Source organism: Actinomyces oris, from assembly GCF_001929375.1.
In the GTDB taxonomy this organism is placed as follows: Bacteria; Actinomycetota; Actinomycetes; order Actinomycetales; family Actinomycetaceae; genus Actinomyces; species Actinomyces oris_B.
On the sequence record NZ_MSGO01000011.1, the window covers coordinates 1 to 17,674 of the forward strand.

Here is a 17,674-nt window from a genome sequence, read left to right on the forward strand (position 1 = left end):
TGCCCGACGGCGTCAAGGTCTTCTCCCCCGACGCCCCGCTGGGTCAGGCCCTCATGGGGCACCGCGCGGGCGACACCGTCTCCTACGAGGCCCCCACCGGCCGGACGATCCAGGCCGAGATCGTCAAGGTCGAGCGGGTCTGAGCCTCTTTTCCATCGATCCGGGCATTTTTCGCGTAGCCCTACCGAAATTCCGTTGGGCACCGCGAGAAATGCCCGGCTCGATGTCTCCACCCCGACCACTCCTCGCGGTCAGTGAAGCGCGGGCGGGAATAGGGGACTCGCGCAGTACCGTGTCCTCATGTTCAACGCCCTTCGTCACTCGCTCAGCGGATCGGCGCCGGCCGGCCGCGAGACACCGGTTCTGCCCGCCCCCGGAGACCACCCGGTGCTGGGGACTGCCCTGGACGGGCCGTGGCCCGAGGGCAGTCGGGTCATCTACCTGGCGGGCGGATGCTTCTGGGGCGTGGAGCGACTCCTGTGGCGCCAAGAGGGCGTCGTCTCGACGTCGGTCGGCTACATGGGCGGCCAGACACCCAATCCCACCTACCAGGAGGTGTGCACCGGGGCGACTGGTCACGCCGAGACGGTGCGCGTCGTCTACGACCCGGCCGTGTGTGGCGAGGGCGGGGAGAGCCTGCTGCGGGCCTTCTGGGAGAACCACGATTCCACGCACCTGAACCGCCATGGCAACGACGTCGGCACCCAGTACCGCTCGGCGGTGTGGACGACGACGCCCGCCCAGCGTGAGGCGGCCGCGCGGATCCGTGAGGCCTTCCAGGGCGAGCTGACCCGCCTGGGCCTGGGCACCTGCGTGACCACCATTGAGGACGCCGCCGACGCGCCGGATCAGTTCGGCGGGCCCTACTACCTGGCGGAGGACTACCACCAGGCCTACCTGCACAAGAGCCCCAGCGGCTACTGCAACCACGGCCCCAACGGGGTGACCTGCCCGGTCGGCATCACGGACCTGCCCGCCCAGACCGACATCCTGGCCCCCGGAGACGCGCCGGCCTGAATCCGTTCCGGTCCGCGCTCGGAACTATTGACATGGCGGTTGGCCCTCAACACCTGCATTCCCCCTCGCGCCACTGTCCACCTCGGACGTGCTCACGCGATGATCGGTGTGCCCGACCTCGAGTTTCGGTTACGCGGAGCGTGCGGAGAAGGTGACGTCCCACAGAGGCGAGTTCTCGAGCTTGCCCCGCTCAGCAGTGGCAAACAGCGTCCAGCCGCTGGTCTCAGTGTCGCCGAGCCAGAGCCCCAGAGCGCTCAACGGCAGGTTCGATCCGTCCGAGGCCGGGACAGATGTATCCCATGTGATGACGTAGGCCTCCTTCATATGAGGCCACGTCTCTTTAGTCCGGAACACATTGATCTGACGCTCGGAGACCAGAAGCACCTCTTGGGCGTGGGTTTCGTCAACAAGCGAACGCCCGAAGGACTCCACGCGGCGGACCCTCACCCTCGGGACCCCGTTGTGCGCCCCAGGCATCAGGATCTCCGTGGCCGGATTGCCCTCGGAGTTGCTCACCTCGCTGACGGTGGCGCCAGCAGGGGCGGTGAGCGTCAGACCGTGAACTTCAACCGGGTCACCCGACGGAGACGTCGGCTGCACGTTTCGCGGCTGCGTATCAGGGACGACCCGAATATCTGAGACCGGCCGCCAGGTGGATGTTTCACCAGGGCTGGGAGACGGCCTTGCCGACGACGACGCTCCAGTATTCTTACCGCTGCGCCCCGAACAGCCTGCCATGTAAGACAACCCAGCAACTCCCAACGGGATCAGAACCGCCCTACGCGGCAGTATCAACGACATCAGCAGCCCTCCCAGCGGTTCCACTTCCCACCAGAGTAGTACTGCCCATTGGAGAACTCAACATTCTCATCGGAGTATCCAACGCCTGCACTCAGTTCCAACTCAAGCTTCACACCCAATTTTGCCCCATAATTTGAGGACGTCGTTGAAACATCCTGACGCGTCAAAACACCCCTGTCTGCCGCAGCATTAATGAATGTCGATGTCGCATCACCAAGGTTTTCTAAAGTGCCCTTACCATTTTCATACCCGGGGACTTTAGCAGCAGCCAAGAAATTACGGGCCATTCGGTCTGCTTCTACAGAGTTCAGATCCACCGACGCAGTCCACACTTGACCAGACTCAAGAGACGGAGGATTGCCCACACCCAACGGGGTTGTCGACCCGACTTGAGCATCGTACGAGCCGGTAGCAGACACATTCAGAACCTTGTTCGGATCGTCGCTGTTAACCGTGACCGCAATGATACGCTCCTCCGACATACTCGCTTCCGCCCCCACACCTAGGTAACTAGCATTTCCCGAGACGTCGGCATTCGTTTTGTAATACATCGTCGTTGTCCCCGCCTCACGATCAACCTTGACCCCTACTGCACGAGCGTAACTACCCTCGGCCTGCGCCCCTCCAACCCCTTGCGTAAATTCAGCACTCACTGAGCCTTCCTCGCCAACCTGGAGATAGGCTGCGGTTGGCTTCGGAGGCTGATACCCAAAGACGTAGTGACTTATCGCTTCGTTGACCGGAGCAGCAATACCCCCAAAAGATCCCATGCTGCTCACACCTTCCACCGCGGCCTTCCTATATAAATGGTCTACTAGATCATTCTTGGCCTTCTCGGAATCAACCTCGTAGATGATACCTGTCTCAACAGCCCCACTGCCGGAAGCATCTACATTCAAGTAGTGACCAAATTTTTGATTGTTAGCAATCACCTCAAATCCCCCACCTTCTCCTAAAGAGCCCCCTACCTTCGTGGCACGCGCATCAGTAACCCTGTAGCGACCGTCAGACAACTTTTCGACGACAATATCGCCTTTGGCTTCAGCACTGACGACTGCCACACCGGCGGACCCCTTGACGCTCTGGGTCCGTTGGCTATTCGTACACGCCTCAGTAGGCTTGTGCTTATCCTCTTCAGCCTTATCATCAGCCCCACCGCACTGCATCCCTCCAGCCCCAATGGCCTCACTGACCTTGGAGAGAATGCTGCACGCAATATCGCGCCCATGGCTTGGAGCAACAGCAATCACCCCACCAATGATGACCGCCACGACGATAGCCATTCCTGCGAACTCAACAAGTGCCGCACCTCGTTCAGGAATTTTCCGGGATCCACAACGACGAGCACTTGGCTTCAACCACAAGCGAAACATGCCCTTCCCCACCTTCACCACTCGCTCCAGAACATCAGACTACAATAAAACTACACAGAGGACCGAACTATTCATCACTCCACACCACTACCTGCAATCAGAAATAGTCGCCCCGACGCAGCAGGAATGCATACACCAGGGACGCAATAATCGATGCGACGGCGGCAAAAATGATCACCACAAGAACCGACAACCAGCCCCGCACCGCATATGTGGGAACAATGTTGATGGCGCTAACGACTGCCGCAGGAACCACAGAATGCACCACAAGCATCGCTACCGACCGAAGACGACGCCTCACGACGAACATCGCCAACAGGCTGGCAACGAAAGCCGAGAGCCCATTCAGCCAGGTGACGGTTCCGACCACGGACTGCGCAGATTCAACTGCATCATCTACCAGATCAGGGACATTCAGCATCACCAAGAATGCCAGCACGAGCGACACCACTTGAAGTACGGCTCCAACGACGAGCAATAGTGGCGACCATGTATGCTCGTCGTCGAGCAGCACGTCACGATCCGTATCTCCCATAGTTCCCGACCTTTCTCGCCGCGCACCCATGCGCGCACACAACGACCGACGCCCAACCAGGACGATCGCGAGATGGCTCGCGCTTCATGCTTGATAAGCCACGGTAGTTCCACGGCGTTTTGCAGTAACAGGGCCATCCGCCCCCACTCCGCCCCTATTCAGAGGGCAACACACCTCACGGCACATCTCGTGACAATTCGCAAGGCGCACGATCACTTCGATTCGTCGCCGGAGTCGTCAGCGATCCTTCCCGGTTCGACGCCCATCCACACCACCAGCAGCAGCGATGACACACTCCACCGGAGCACCCCAGCGCCGCTCCCTCCGCCCCACCACCTACCCCAGCCATTGACGAGTCAATCACCAGCGTTCTCACACGTTGACTTGAGACGCTGTCCCCCGGCCGCAGGCCAGCACTCCCAGCTGTGAGCGCCCGCGACGCCCAGACCTGTTTCCCTGCGCACCACAGGAGGCTCAACCCCTATGAGCAGCCAGCAGACGAGCATCCCGTTGGACCGGTCTCCGGCAGGGGCGGCCTCGGAGACCCACTGGTCTGAGGACACAGACTTCCAGTGGCGCGCCGCGACCGAGCTGCTCATCGCCATGGGGGTCCCGCGCTCCACCGCCCGCCTCACCGGCGACCTGCGCACCTCCGTCGCGCACCTGGAGGAGGTCGACGCGCACCTGCCCCGCGACGGCAAGCCCCTGCCGGAGGCGGACCGCCTCACCCGCAACAACGCCGTCGACGACGTCGCCCGCGCCATCCTGCCGCTGGCGCACGCCACCCTGGAGCGGATCCGGGCCGAGGAGCTGCGCACCGAGGTCGTCGGCGTCGACTACGACGCCCTGTGCGACGCCGTCGAGCAGCTCGAGGCCACCTACCACGCCGGCTGGTGGCGCGCGGCCGAGAGGGAGGGCGCCGACTTCTTTCTGCGCGAGGTTGAGGCCCTCGAGCGCCTCAACGTTCCGCCGGTGCGGGCCAACTGGCGCGACGCCGGCAGAATCGTGAACATCCTGCGCAAGATGCCCGCCTCAACGCTGCGGCGCATGGCCCGCACGAGCAACCCCATGGCACTGCGATTCATGGTGTTGTTCGGCCTCCAAGCCGGCTACCGCGACGGGCTGTTCGACAGCACCATCTCCATCCCCCGACTCATCCACACCCGCACCAGCGAGTACCGTACCGAGTACCGGGCCGGCTCAGTCGCCTAGCGCGAGCCGCACAGCCACCGCCGGCCCACACACTTCGACCAAAACTTCAGAATCGACCCGGCTCCGGGTCGATTCTGAAGTTTTGGTCGAAGTGTGTGGTGGGAGGCCTGCGGTCAGGGGGCGTCTCGTCAGTCCTCGTCGGGCCGACCAGCCAGCTCGAGCTTGCGGTAGCGGCTGACGGCCGCCGCGACGTCGACCATGCGGGGGCGCACGAGGAAGGCGGGCCGCTCGCGCTCGTCGGTCAAGGCGTCCAGGCCCTCCTCATCGAGCAGGGCCTCGAGGTCGTCCAGGCACTCGCGCAGCGGGGAGACCCCGTCGAAGCGCTGCTCCAGCAGGGCGCGCAGCGCGTAGGCGATGGCCTCGGCCTGACCCGGATCGGTGACGCCGCCGACGTCGGAGATGTCGATGTCCTCCCGGTCCAGGACGAGGGTGGAGATGCCCTGGGCGCGGGTGCGCACCGGTCCCCGGCGGGTGCGCGGCGGGGCGGGCTCGGGGACTCGCCGGCGCGGCTCGGCGAAGTCCTCCAGCTCGGTCAGGGGCCGGGGCTGGTCGGCCACGACCCGGCGGGCCTGCTCGGTGACGTCGCGCAGGTGGTAGGCGTCCATGAGCAGGACCCGGTCGGCCACGTCCAGGTAGTCCCCGGAGCCGCCCATGACCATGACCGTGGAGACGCCCCGGCGTCGGAACAGCGCGGTGATGCGGTCCACCAGGGGCGTGATGGGCTCGCGCTCGGCGGCCACCAGCTCGCGCATGCGCGAGTCGCGGATGAGCAGGTTCGTGGCGGAGGTGTCCTCGTCCAGCAGCAGCGTCGTGGCTCCGGCCTCGACGGCCTCGATGATGGAGGCGGCCTGGGAGGTGGAACCCGAGGCGTTGCGGGTGGTGAAGGAGGCGGTGTCACGCCCGGCCGGCAGGTGGGAGATGAAGGGGGTCAGGTCGACGCCGGTCACGGCGCGCCCGTCGGCGGCCCGCACCTTGACCGCGTCGGGGACCGTGGCCACGAGCTCGCGCCCATCCCCGGGCACGTGCGGGTAGACGCCGCGCTCGATGGCGCTCAGCAGCGTGGACTTGCCGTGGTAGCCGCCTCCGACGATGACGTTGACGCCCGCCTCGACGACGGTGCCGCGCACCGTCCCGGCGTGCGGGAGCTCCACCGTGGCGGCCATGGACTCGGGGGCCTCGAGGGGGACGCCGCCGTCCAGGGGATCGTCGCTCACCCCGGAGCGGCGCGGCAGGACGGAGCCGTCGGCGAGGAAGGCCACCCAGCCGTTGCGGGCCACCGTCGCGGTCAGGGCCCGGTGGTCCTCGAGGGTGGCGACGTGGCGCACGAGCCGGTCGCCCCGCTCTCCGGTGAGGTCCATGGCCTCCTCCAGCTCGCGCACGAGGTCGCGCCCCACGATCCGGGAGGCCTCGTGGCCCTGGATGGAGCGGCCCTGGGCGGGCAGGGCCAGGCGGGCGCGGACCTCCAGGACCCAGCCGGTGTCCTCCTCCTTCTGCTCGTCGGGGCGCAGGATGACGCTGGAGCGCTGCAGAATCTCCTGGCCCGGGGAGGCGATGGACAGCGCCGTGCCGCGGAAGCCCGCGTGCAGCTCGCGGGTGAGGAAGTCGCCCACGGCCAGGCGCCGGTCTGCGTCGGCCAGCAGGTCGGCCTCGTCGAGCAGCTCCAGGCCGTTCAGGTCGGTGGGCACGTCCACGTGGATGCGCGTGGGCGGGGCGTAGGGGTCGGACTGGACGCGGTCGATGTGCAGGAACCAGCCGGCGGGCGCCCGGTAGCGTCCGACGATCGCCTTGTAGGCGGCGTAGGAGCGTCCGTCGAGGGCGTGGAGGTGGCCGACGAGGTCGGCCAGGAGGCCGTCGCGGGGCTCGTCGTCGTAGACGCGGCGTGAGCGGCCGCGCTCGCCATCCCGGTAACCGCGGTCACCGCCGCGGCCACCCCGGTAGCCACGGTCACCGCTGGAACCGCCCCGGTAGCCGGAGCCGCCCCGGTAGCCGCGTCCGCCTCTGTCGTCCCGGCGGGAACCGTCTCGCTCGCTGCGCTCAGTCATGGGGAAACCCTACCCACCCGCCGGAGTGCGCCCCGGCACCCGCAGCACGAACGACGTCGCCGCCGGGGTACCCGCAGGTACCGCCGACGGCGACGTGACGGACTGGCGTCCTCCGGCTCAGCCGGACAGCCGAGCTCGGAGTCCTCAGCGCAGGGAGGCCAGGGCGTCGGAGTGGGCGACGACGTCGCGCACCATGGCCGGGACCTCGGCGTCGTGGAAGGCGGCCGGCGAGAAGGCGCCGTCGGCGAAGTCGGTGTTGAGCGACAGGAACACGTTGGTGGCCACGACGGTGGCGCCCATGCCCTGGAGGATCTGCTGGAGGTGGCTGACGGCGCGGATGCCGACGTTGTAGGAGTAGCCGACCACGCCCACGCCCTTGTTGGCCACGGCGCCGGGCTGGAGGAAGTCGATGGCGTTCTTCAGCGCGCCGGGGATGGAGAAGTTGTACTCGGGGGTGACGAAGATCAGCGCGTCGAAGGACTTCAGGGCCTCGTCGAAGGCGGCGCCGGCCGGGTCGCTGGGGGCGGCCATGCGCGGGGGGATCTCCTCGGCGAACAGGGGCAGGTTGAAGGAGGCGATGTCGACGATCTCGGCCTCGACGCCCTCGATCTTGTTGGCCTGGTCAACCACCCACTGGGCGATGGAGCCACCCACACGGTTGGGGCGGACGGAACCGACGACGACGGCAAGACGGGTCATGTTTTTCTCCTGGTCGAGATGAGCCGGGTCGGGGTCAGCGTCAGGCGAAGACTCCCATGGCGCACCCGGCCGCGACAAATGATTCGCCAACAACCTTATGGGAATTCCGACAGAAAGAGCGACCCCTTATTGCATGATGCCTGCCACAACGCACCCCGTCCGTGTGCGCCTTTCCGATGAGGACATCAGGGGCGCGAATTTGTCACGGATTATCGGGCCAGGAAGAAGCGGAAGGCGGGGTCGACGGTCTCCTCGTTGTAGGAGTAGCCGAGACGGTCCATGTGCTCGGTCAGCTCGAGGTCGTCGGGCTCGGCCGCGAAGGCGCACAGGATGCGGCCGTAGTCGGCGCCGTCGGTGCGGTAGTGGAACAGGGTGATGTTCCAGCGGGTGCCCAGCACCTCCAGGAAGTGGGTCAGCGCCCCTGGAGACTCGGGGAAGAGGAAGGAGAAGAGGCGCTCGGGCACGCCGGGGGTGGCGCGCCCACCGATCATGGAGCGCACGTGGACCTTGGCGAGCTCGTCGTCGGTGAGGTCGACGACCTCGTAGCCGGCCTCCTCCAGGTCCGCCACGATCTCGGCGCGCTCCTGGCGGCGGGCGATGCGCACGCCCACGAAGATGCGGGCGGGGTCAGTGGCGGCACGGGCCGCGGAGAGGCGGTAGTTGAACTCGGTGACCGAGCGGGCCCCCAGGACCGAGGCGAAGCGAAGGAAGGACCCCTGCTCCTCGGGGATGGTGACCCCGAGGATGGCCTCGCGCTGCTCACCGATCTCGCTGCGCTCGGAGATGTAGCGCAGCTGGTGGAAGTTGAGGTTGGCGCCGGACAGGACGAAGGCGAGGCGCTCGCCGGACAGTCGGTGCTCGGCGACGTAGCGCTTGAGGCCCGCCAGGGCCAGGGCGCCGGAGGGCTCGGAGATGGCGCGCACGTCGTCGAAGATGTCGCGCACGGCGGCGGAGGTCTCGTCGGAGGAGACGGTGACGACGTCGTCGAGCAGAGCACGGCACATGCGGAAGGTCTCCTCGCCGATGCGGCGCACGGCCACCCCTTCGGCGAACAGGCCCACGTGGTGCAGGGTGATGGGCTCCCCGCCCAGCAGGGCGGCCTTGAGGCAGGCCGACTCCTCGTGCTCGACGCCGATGACCTTGATACCGGGCATGAGCTGCTTGATGAGGACGGCGACGCCGGCCGCCAGCCCGCCGCCGCCCACGGGCACGAAGACACGGTCGAGGTGGGCGTCCTGCTGGATGAGCTCCAGGCCGATGGTGCCCTGGCCGGCGATGACGCGGGGGTCGTCGAAGGGGGCGATGTAGGAGTGACCCTCGACCTCGGCCAGGCGGGTGGCCTCGGCCTTGGCGGCGTCGAAGTTGTCGCCGTGGAGGCGGACCTCGCCGCCCAGGGCGCGAACGGCCTCGACCTTGATCTGGGGGGTGACGGTGGGCATGACGATGACGGCGCTCATCCCCAGCAGGGCGGCGGAGCGGGCCACGCCCTGGGCGTGGTTGCCGGCCGAGGCGGTGACGACGCCGCGCTCGCGCTCAGCCGGGCTCAAGGAGCGCATGGCGTTGTAGGCGCCGCGGATCTTGAAGGAGTGGACGGTCTGGAGGTCCTCGCGCTTGACCTCGACGGTGTTGCCCAGGCGGGCCGACAGGGCCGGCATCTCCTGCAGGGGCGTGTGCTCGGCCGCCTCGTAGACGGGGGCCTTGAGGATCTCCCGCAGGTAGCGGGCACTGTCCCAGGCCGGGGTTCCGTTGCTGCTGACGCTGTCGAGCTCATTCACGAGTGACAGCGTAACGGGCGGGCCGCCACCCGGCCCAAGCCGGCGGTGGTGCGCGCACGTGTTGGGCACAATGCGCATGAGCACCAGTACGCTGGATTCCTCTGTATAAGTAAGGGAGCCGAAGACGAAGAGGCCGAGGCCAGTCGGCACGCTGAAGAGAAGGGCGGGAGAAGATCATGAGCACCGCCGCGAACCGCTCGGCCGTCTCAACCTCGTGGGAGCAGCTCAGGCAGGAGTCGCTGGCCACTATGACCGAGGCCGAGCGCGCCGAGTACAACAGGGCTGCCATCGAGGCCGAGACCCGCCTCCAGACCGCCGAGCTGGCTGACGCCCCACTCCGGAGCACGACCCGGCCCGAGGACTGATCGGCCGCCGATCATGATGAAGGGCTCGGAATGTCCAAATCGGTGACAAAGGAACCTCCGACTCGATCAGACCGCTGATAGAACCGCGGAATCATGCGGTTCTTGTCTGACGCCTTGGACCTGTTTCGGGGCTTTGTCACCGTTTTGGACATTCTCAGGCTGATCGCCTCAAAAACCGGCGCAGCGAGACCGCCAGGCCGCCTTGCCCTGCCCACCGGCGCCTCCGTCCTGGAGTCGCAGATCACCGGCCCCCGACGAGGTCCGCCTCGTGGGGACCGACCTGGGGGACGTGCGCGCCCGCGAGGCCGTCTCCACCCCGATCGACCGCCTCCACGCCCTGGAGGGCTGAGGTCCCGACTCACCGATGAGGCGGGCGCCAACCCATCGCGCGGTTGGCGCCCGCCTCGTTGTCCGTGCCCGACGACGCAGCCCCTCGCGCCTCACCGGAGCCGAGCCGCTGCAGCCGGGCCTCAGCGGTCTCAGCGGTCTCAGCGGTCTCAGCGGTCTTATCGCCGCATGCTGCGGGAGGCGGCGACCGACGTGATCGACAGGACCACGAGGGCGGCTGCGGGCGTGGCCACGGCCCAGGGGGCCCTCTCGATGTAGGGCAGAGCGTCGGACAGGACCAGCCCCCACTCCGGTGCGGGGCTCTGGGCTCCCAGGCCGAGGAATCCCAGGGCCGCCAGGGCCAGGGCCTTGCCGGGGAGCCTCAGTGCCGCATGACGTGCCAGGGGGCCGACGACGGCTGGCAGGACCCGGGTCAGGGTGATCCGCACGCGCCCCTCCCCCAGGACGGGGGCGAGGAGGACGTCGGGGCGCTGCCGGTTCTCGGCGACGAGCCCGGCGGCGTGGGAGGCCAGGGGCGCCCAGCCGACGCCGGCCACGGCGATGGCGGCGCCCGTGGCGCTGGGCCCGGAGACGCCTGCGACAATGAGTCCGGCCAGGATCGGCGGGGCGGCGTTGGCCACCTCGATGAACCCCGTGGCCGCCCTCGGCGCCAGCCCCACCAGCATGGCGATGACGAAGCACACCACCGTGACGACGACGGCGCCGCTCACCGTGGACACGGCCCCGTGAGCCACCCGCGCCAGCACGTCGCGCCCGAGCGAGTCGGCGCCCAGCGGGAGGGCGGCGCTGGGCTGCGCGAGCTTGTCCGCGACGACGGCGTAGGGGTCGCGCCGGATCCCGACGGCCACCATGAGGACCAGCAGGGCGGCGCCGCTGAAGGCGATGACGCGGGCGGCCCGCCCCGGGTGCTCCGCCGGGGGCGGCGCTGTCAGCCCGCCCGCCCCGGCGGCCCGCCCCATGAGGAGGCGTCGGGCCGCTCCGGCGATGATGCCGGCGGTCAGTGCCAGGGCGAGCAGCAGCAGGATCTGGGCTTGGAGCGCCGGCACGTCCTGGGCGGAGGCGGCGTCAAGGAGCTCACGCCCCAGTCCCGGGATGGCGAAGATCTTCTCCACGGCGACCGCGCCGCCGGTCAGGGCCACGACGACGAGCGCCACCTGCCCGATCAGTGGCGCCAGGGCCCGCCGCAGGACGGCCCCGGCCAGGGTCCGGCCGCGGATGCCGGCGGTGGACCAGGTGGCCACCCAGCGTTCGGAGAAGGTGGCGGTGACAGCGTCGGAGACGAGTCCACCGAGGTAGCCGCCGGTGGGCAGGCCCAGGCTGAGGGCCGGCATGATGACCTTCTCGGGGCTGCCCCACCCGAAGGGCGGCAGGATCCCGAGGTAGACGGCCAGGACGAGCATGAGGATCGGGGCCAGGAGGTACTCGGGCAGGGAGATGAGGACCGCGGAGGCGGCGCCGCCGCGGGGCCGGGGACGCCCTCGCAGCCCGTCGCGCAGGGCGGGCAGGACCAGGGCGGCGGCCACGACGACTCCGACGCCGAGTGCGGCGGCCATGAGGCTCAGGGAGACTCCGAAGGCGTCGACGGCGTCCGGGCCGACCTCGGCCCCCGAGACCCAGGAGCGGCCCAGGTCGCCGCGGGCCACCCCGGCCAGCCAGTGCCCGATGACGTGGAGGGGGCCGCCGTCGATCCCGATGCTCTTGCGGATGGAGTCCAGGACCTCCGGCGTGGGCTCCCGGTCGGAGGAGGTGGCGCGCAGGATCGTCAGGGCCGGGTCCTTGCCGGAGAGCCAGGGCAGCATGCCCACCAGGCCCACGAGGCAGGCCAGGGCGAGCAGGCGCGAGATGCCGGTGACGACGTCGTGGCCTGTGCGCAGGCGCCCGGTGAGCCGGGTGAGCACGCCGTTCACTTCTTCACGGTCGTGGCCGAGGTGATGAGGGCGCGCTCGCCCGGGTCGCGCTCGGCGCCGGTGACGCCGGAGGCCTCGCCCTGGATGACGCGCTCGTGGGCGAGCGGGATGGCGGCGCCGGTGGCGAGGATGGCCTGCTCGACGGCCATGATGGCCTTGCGCCGCTCGTCGCCGGGTTCCGTGACCGCGGCCTTGGAGATGGCGGCGTCGACCTTCGCGTCGGACAGTCCGCTTATGGAGTAGGAGCCGGAGGAGGAGAAGTCGGTGGTCATGTAGGCGACGGCGTCGCCGGAGTCCACAACGGTGGAGCGCGACACGAGGACGGCGTGGAACTTGCCGGCCAGGGCCTCGGACTCGATCTGGTTGTACTCGCGCACGTCCTGGGTGACCTTGAAGCCGACAGCCTCGAGCTGCTGGGCCAGGAGGGGGACCATCTCGCCGAGCTCGGGGCGGTCGGTGTAGGAGGCCAGGGTGATGGCGGTGCCGGCGGGGACGGTCCCGGCGGCGGTGGCGCCGGGGACCTTGCCGGTGGCGGCAGCGCCCGTGGCTCCGGGGTAGGTCTCCTTCTTCCAGGCGCGCAGGTCGGCGGCCCAGGGCACGGCCGGCCCCAGGAGTCCGACGGGAGAGTCGGCGTGCCCCTCGAAGACGGTCTTGATGAGGGCGGCGGGGTCGACGGCGTTACGGGCGGCGGCGCGCAGGGCGGGGTCGGCGAAGGGGCCGGAGCGGGTGTTGAGGTAGAGGGTGGAGGTGCGCGACGTGGACACCTCGTGGAGAAGGTTCTTGTCGATGTTGCCAACCTGGGCGACGGGGACGGCCTCGACGATGTCGGCGGTGTCGGTGCGCAGGGCGTTGGCGCGGGCGGCCCCGTCGGGCACGTAGGTGACGTCGATGCCGGGGGCGGCGGCCTTCTTGCCCCAGTACTTGTCGTTGCGCTCCAGGGTGGCGCTGGAGGAGCCGTTGGCCTGCTTGAGGATGAAGGCGCCGGTGCCGTGGCCGACGGGGTCGATGGCGCCGTCGGCGGAGCTCGGGTAGGCGGCCGGGGACAGGATGACGAGCTGGGGGCTGGAGAGGCGCTGCGGCATGAGGGGGTCGGGGGCCGCGGTGGTCAGGAGGAGGTCCTTGCCGTCGGCCTTCGCGGTGAGCTTGATCCCGTCCAGGACGCGCGGCGGCTTGGCGGCCGTGGCGGCGAAGGTGAGGGCGGCGGCCGCGTTCTCGGCGCTCAGGGCGGTGCCGTCGTGGAAGGTGACGCCCTCGCGCAGGGTGAGGCGCCAGGTGGTCTCGCCCTCGCGCTTCCAGGCGGTGGCGAGCAGCTCCTGGGCCTCGCCGTCGGCGTTGAGCCTGGTGAGGCTCTCGGCGCAGGACCAGCGAACGAGCTTGGAGCCGTCGTTGGTGAGCGGGTTGAGCTTGCTCTCGGGGGCGTGGAACATGGCCAGGCGGATGCGGCCGTCGCCCGAGGAGCTGCGCGAGCAGGAGGCGATGGCGGCGGCGCCTGCTCCGACGCCGAGGGCGGCGAGGACCTGGCGGCGGGTGACGGCGGGGGTGGGCAAGGACATGAATGCTCCTTCGGGCCTGTGTCGGGTTGTCATCGGTCGGAGTGGTCGTCAGTCGGTTGCGGCGGTCGGCAGGGTGGGGACGGCGTCGCGCAGGGCGCGGGTGGCCGGGTGGGTGGGCTTGGTGAGGAGGCGGCGCATGGGGGCGTCCTCGACGATGGCGCCGTCGTCCATGACCAGGGCCCGTTGGCAGACGCGGGCGACGGCGGCCAGGTCGTGCGACACCACCAGCAGGGCTGGGGCGGGCACGGCGCCGGAACCAGCCGGAACGGTGGGCTCAGCCTCACCACTCGCGCCGGCCTTGGCGGCGGGCTCCTCCTCGTCGCTCGTGGCGGTGTCGGGGTCGGCCTCGATGGCGGCGAGCAGGTCGAGGGTCTGGCGGCGCAGGGCGGGGTCGAGCCCGGAGACCGGCTCGTCGAGCAGGAGGTAGCGCGGGGACAGGGCCAGGGCCCTGGCGATGGAGACCCGTTGCGCCTGGCCACCGGAGATCTCGTGGGGCCGGCTCCCCCAGATCTCGCGGCGAATCTCGAGGCTCTCCAGCATTCTCCGGGCTCGGCCGGTGGCCTCCTCGCGGCCGCGCGCCACCCCCAGGGTGCGCAGCGGGGTGCTCACCTGCGCCAGCACCGAGCGGCGCGGGTGGAGGGTGGCGGCGGCGTCCTGGGGCACGTACTGCACCGCCCGCCGGAAGGCCCGCAGCGCTCGGGCGCCGCCTCGGCGTACGGGCTCGCCGTCGAGCAGGATCTCTCCGGCGTCCGCCGGGCCCGGGGAGTCGAGCAGCAGCAGGGCGCGCAGCAGCGTCGTCTTACCGCATCCCGAGCGTCCGATGAGGGCCACGTTCTCCCCCGGCTCCAGGCTCAGGTCCACGCCGCGCAGCACCTGGCGCCGCTCGCCGCCCGCCCCCGGGTGGGAGCGTCTGAGGCAACGGGTCTCAAGCCCGCTCATGCGGCGGCTCCCGCTGCCGCCAGAGCCCCGTCGATGGTCTCCTCGGCGCCGGCCTCGCACATGGCGGCCGTGACCGGGTGCTCGGGGCGGGTCAGGACGGAGCGGGTGTCCCCCGACTCGATGATGGCGCCGTCGTGGAGGACGGCGATGTTCTCGCAGATGGCGGCGGCGGGCAGGTCGTGGGTGATGAGGAGCAGGGCGGGGGCCTCGGGCAGGCTGGTCAGGGAGCTCAGGAGCCTGAGGATCTCAGCGCGGGCGACGACGTCGAGGGCGGTGGTGGGCTCGTCGGCGATGATGAGGGCGGGTTCGGCGGCCAGGGCCAGGGCCAGGCTGACGCGTTGGCGCTGGCCTCCGGAGAGGCGCCCGGGGACACGGTCGGCGAAGGACTCGTCGAGCCCGACGGCGTAGAGGTAGTCGGTGGCGCGCTGGCGGGCCTCGTCCCGGGCGCGTCCGGCGGCCTGGGAGGCCAGCGTGATCTGGCGGCCGACCGCGATGAGCGGGTGCAGGGCGGTGGAGTGGTCCTGTGCGACGAGGGCGATGCGGCTGCCCCGGGGGCGGCGGGCGGCGGGCAGCCCCAGCAGGTTGACGCTGCTGGCCTTGCTTCCCGGGTCGGAGCTCGCGCGCGGGGCGCTGTCGGGGTCGTCGTCGGGCTCAACGGTCAGGGAGCCGGCGACCTCCAGCGAGGCCGGGAGGGTGCCCGCGAGCGCGGCGCAGGTGAGGGACTTGCCCGCCCCGGAGGCGCCGACCAGGGCGGTCCGGCTTGCGGGGGCGAGGCGGAGGGCGACGCCGTCGACCAGCGTCGTGCCGCCGGAGCGCACCACCAGCGATCTGAGAACGATTGTCACACGCAAACCCTAGGTGCTAGTGACAACGATTTTCAAATATGTTGTTGATCAACCCGGGTCGTCAGCGCCGGTCCTTTCGGTCTACTTGACGCCGAGGCGCTTGAGGTCGCGCACGGCGCCCAGGTCGGCGCTGGTGGCGAGCATCGCGTAGGCGCGCAGCGCCGCGGAGACCTTGCGGGGGCGGTCCACGTGCGGGGTCCAGGCGGCCTCACCGCGGGCCTCCTCCTCGGCGCGGCGGCGCTTGATCTCCTCCTCGCTCAGGCGCACGGAGATGGCGCGGCGAGGGATGTCGATGTCGATGATGTCGCCGCTGCGCACCAGGCCGATGAGCCCGCCGGCCGCGGCCTCCGGGGAGACGTGGCCGATGCTCAGCCCGGAGGTGCCCCCGGAGAAGCGCCCGTCGGTGAGCAGGGCGCACTCCTTGCCCAGGTGCATGGACTTGATGTAGGTGGTCGGGTAGAGCATCTCCTGCATGCCGGGGCCGCCGCGCGGTCCCTCGTGGCTGATGATGACGACGTCGCCGGACTCCACCTGCTTGCCGAGGATCCCGGCCACGGCGTCCTCCTGGGACTCGAAGACGACGGCGGGCCCGGAGAAGGTCAGGATCGACTCGTCGACGCCGGCGGTCTTGACGATGCAGCCCTTCTCGGCGATGTTGCCGAAGAGGACGGCCAGGCCGCCGTCGGCGGAGTAGGCGTGCTCGATGTCGCGGATGCAGCCGGCGGCGCGGTCGGTGTCGAGGGAGCCCCAGCGGGAGGCCTGGGAGAACATCTCGGTGGTGCGCACGCCGGCGGGGGCGGCGAGGTAGCCGGTGCGGATCTCCTCGGTGACCTGGGAGCCGGGGACGCCGTCGGGGCCGGGGCGGGCGATGTCGTAGGCGGCGAGCTCCTCGCCCAGGGTGGTGCGCAGGACGTTGGAGGTGGTGGTCTCCAGCAGTCCGCCGCGGTCGAGCTCGCCGAGGATGCCGAGGATGCCGCCGGCGCGGTGGACGTCCTCGATGTGGAAGAGGTTCGTCGACGGCGCGACCTTGGCCAGGTGGGGGACCTTGCGCGAGAGGCGGTCGATGTCGGCCATGGTGAAGTCGACCTCGGCCTCCTGGGCGGCGGCCAGCAGGTGCAGGACGGTGTTGGTGGAGCCGCCCATGGCGATGTCCAGGCTCATGGCGTTCTCGAAGGCGGCCTTGGTGGCGATGGAGCGCGGCAGGACGGAGGCGTCGTCGTGCTCGTAGTAGGCCCGGGTGATCTCGACGATCTGGTGGCCGACGCGCTTGAAGAGCTCGCCGCGGTCGGCGTGGGTGGCCAGCAGGGTGCCGTTCATGGGCAGGGCCAGGCCGAGGGCCTCGGTGAGGCAGTTCATGGAGTTGGCGGTGAACATGCCCGAGCAGGAGCCGCAGGTGGGGCAGGCCAGGCGCTCGATGGCGCTGATGGTCTCGTCGGTGACGGTGGGGTCGGCGGCGTCCATCATGGCGTCGATGAGGTCGAGCTTGCGGGTGGTGCCGTCGGCGGCGGTCATCCTGCCCGACTCCATGGGGCCGCCGGAGATGAAGATGGCCGGGATGTTGAGGCGCATGGCCGCCATGAGCATGCCGGGGGTGATCTTGTCGCAGTTGGAGATGCACACGAGGGCGTCGGCGCAGTGGGCGCTGACCATGTACTCCACGGAGTCGGCGATGAGGTCGCGGCTGGGCAGGGAGTAGAGCATGCCGTCGTGGCCCATGGCGATGCCGTCGTCGACGGCGATGGTGTTGAACTCCTTGGCCAGGCCGCCGGCGGCCTCGATCTCAGTGGCCACGAGGCGCCCGACGTCGCGCAGGCCCACGTGCCCGGGGACGAACTGGGTGAAGGAGTTCGCGATGGCGATGATCGGTTTGCCGAAGTCGGAGTCCTTGACGCCGGTGGCGCGCCACAGTGCACGGGCGCCCGCCATGTTGCGGCCGTGGGTGGAGGTGGCGCTGCGGTACTGCGGCATGAGCGGTTCCTTCTCGGAGGGGCTGCTGGAACGGCGTCGTAAGGAGCCGGCCTCAGGGGAATGACCGGCGCTTCACGACGCCGTGCTGCCACAGCGTAGCCTCCGCCGACCTCCGACGCCGCCCCGCCCCTGTCGCTGAGACGCGCTAAGGCCGCCCCGGCGCGGTCACGGGCCGCTGCACCGCGCCCGAGGGGGCCGCCCTCACCGCCACGATTTGCGGAACACCGGGCTTGCGTCACTGAAGCAGACGCGCGTCCGTACCTGAGGGCTCCAGGACGCACCTGAGGGGTGCGTC

16 protein-coding genes are annotated in these 17,674 nt (G+C 69.5%); 5 read left to right on the top strand and 11 right to left on the bottom strand.

The window, feature by feature from the left end; genetic code table 11:
- The coding region (locus tag BKH32_RS03365; protein WP_178384540.1) for a GreA/GreB family elongation factor at nucleotides 1-143 on the top strand (143 nt) is incomplete at its 5' end.
- 157 nt (nucleotides 144-300) lie between these two features.
- A complete protein-coding gene (msrA, locus tag BKH32_RS03370) occupies nucleotides 301-1,017 on the top strand; it encodes a peptide-methionine (S)-S-oxide reductase MsrA (protein WP_075248628.1) in 717 nt (238 codons plus the stop codon).
- Nucleotides 1,018-1,146: 129 nt separating this feature from the next.
- On the opposite strand, the gene BKH32_RS03375 is transcribed toward msrA, so the two are convergent.
- The 3 genes from BKH32_RS03375 to BKH32_RS03380 form a co-directional block, all read right to left on the bottom strand.
- Nucleotides 1,147-1,533, bottom strand: a complete 387-nt coding sequence (locus tag BKH32_RS03375) for a hypothetical protein (protein ID WP_143222686.1) — start codon at nucleotides 1,531-1,533, stop codon at nucleotides 1,147-1,149.
- A 284-nt stretch (nucleotides 1,534-1,817) separates the two neighbouring features.
- Nucleotides 1,818-3,191 carry a TadE/TadG family type IV pilus assembly protein gene (locus tag BKH32_RS13490; RefSeq protein ID WP_143222688.1) on the bottom strand — a complete coding sequence of 458 codons (1,374 nt, stop codon included), beginning with the start codon at nucleotides 3,189-3,191 and terminating at the stop codon, nucleotides 1,818-1,820.
- 97 nt (nucleotides 3,192-3,288) lie between these two features.
- Nucleotides 3,289-3,705, bottom strand: a complete 417-nt coding sequence (locus BKH32_RS03380) for a hypothetical protein (protein ID WP_143222690.1) — start codon at nucleotides 3,703-3,705, stop codon at nucleotides 3,289-3,291.
- Between the two features lie 504 nt (nucleotides 3,706-4,209).
- On the opposite strand from BKH32_RS03380, the gene BKH32_RS03385 reads away from it, so the two are divergent.
- A complete protein-coding gene (locus tag BKH32_RS03385; protein WP_075248631.1) occupies nucleotides 4,210-4,938 on the top strand; it encodes a hypothetical protein in 729 nt (242 codons plus the stop codon).
- 128 nt (nucleotides 4,939-5,066) lie between these two features.
- Here BKH32_RS03385 and BKH32_RS03390 read toward each other — a convergent pair whose 3' ends face one another.
- The 3 genes from BKH32_RS03390 to ilvA all read right to left on the bottom strand — a co-directional run bounded on the left by BKH32_RS03390 (nucleotide 5,067) and on the right by ilvA (nucleotide 9,454).
- On the bottom strand, nucleotides 5,067-6,980 hold the full coding sequence (locus tag BKH32_RS03390; RefSeq protein WP_075248632.1) for an ABC-ATPase domain-containing protein: 1,914 nt from the start codon (nucleotides 6,978-6,980) through the stop codon (nucleotides 5,067-5,069).
- Nucleotides 6,981-7,124: 144 nt separating this feature from the next.
- Nucleotides 7,125-7,679, bottom strand: a complete 555-nt coding sequence (locus BKH32_RS03395) for an NADPH-dependent FMN reductase (protein WP_075248633.1) — start codon at nucleotides 7,677-7,679, stop codon at nucleotides 7,125-7,127.
- A 209-nt stretch (nucleotides 7,680-7,888) separates the two neighbouring features.
- A complete protein-coding gene (gene ilvA, locus BKH32_RS03400; RefSeq protein ID WP_075248634.1) occupies nucleotides 7,889-9,454 on the bottom strand; it encodes a threonine ammonia-lyase, biosynthetic in 1,566 nt (521 codons plus the stop codon).
- A gap of 176 nt (nucleotides 9,455-9,630) precedes the next feature.
- Between ilvA and BKH32_RS03405 the strand changes: the two genes are divergently transcribed.
- Entirely contained in the window at nucleotides 9,631-9,819 is a 189-nt protein-coding gene (locus tag BKH32_RS03405) for a hypothetical protein (protein ID WP_256690680.1), read from the top strand.
- Between the two features lie 202 nt (nucleotides 9,820-10,021).
- A complete protein-coding gene (locus BKH32_RS13870) occupies nucleotides 10,022-10,168 on the top strand; it encodes a hypothetical protein (RefSeq protein ID WP_178384541.1) in 147 nt (48 codons plus the stop codon).
- A 157-nt stretch (nucleotides 10,169-10,325) separates the two neighbouring features.
- Here BKH32_RS13870 and BKH32_RS03410 read toward each other — a convergent pair whose 3' ends face one another.
- From BKH32_RS03410 to ilvD, 5 genes are all read right to left on the bottom strand, one after another.
- Nucleotides 10,326-12,074 (bottom strand): ABC transporter permease subunit, encoded by a 1,749-nt coding sequence (locus BKH32_RS03410; RefSeq protein WP_256690682.1) that lies wholly within the window; start codon nucleotides 12,072-12,074, stop codon nucleotides 10,326-10,328.
- Nucleotides 12,071-13,627: an ABC transporter substrate-binding protein gene (locus tag BKH32_RS03415; RefSeq protein WP_075248635.1), complete on the bottom strand. Its 1,557-nt coding sequence runs from the start codon at nucleotides 13,625-13,627 to the stop codon at nucleotides 12,071-12,073. Before BKH32_RS03415 ends, BKH32_RS03410 begins: the two co-directional genes overlap by 4 nt.
- Before the next feature lie 48 nt (nucleotides 13,628-13,675).
- The gene (locus BKH32_RS03420; RefSeq protein WP_075248636.1) at nucleotides 13,676-14,566 is read right to left on the bottom strand and encodes an ABC transporter ATP-binding protein; all 891 of its coding nucleotides are present in this window, start codon (nucleotides 14,564-14,566) and stop codon (nucleotides 13,676-13,678) included.
- Entirely contained in the window at nucleotides 14,563-15,411 is an 849-nt protein-coding gene (locus BKH32_RS03425) for an ATP-binding cassette domain-containing protein (protein WP_075248637.1), read from the bottom strand. The genes BKH32_RS03420 and BKH32_RS03425 overlap by 4 nt, the downstream gene beginning before the upstream one ends.
- Nucleotides 15,412-15,492: 81 nt before the next feature.
- Nucleotides 15,493-17,379: a dihydroxy-acid dehydratase gene (gene ilvD, locus BKH32_RS03430; RefSeq protein WP_075248638.1), complete on the bottom strand. Its 1,887-nt coding sequence runs from the start codon at nucleotides 17,377-17,379 to the stop codon at nucleotides 15,493-15,495.
- Nucleotides 17,380-17,674 lie beyond the last annotated feature (295 nt).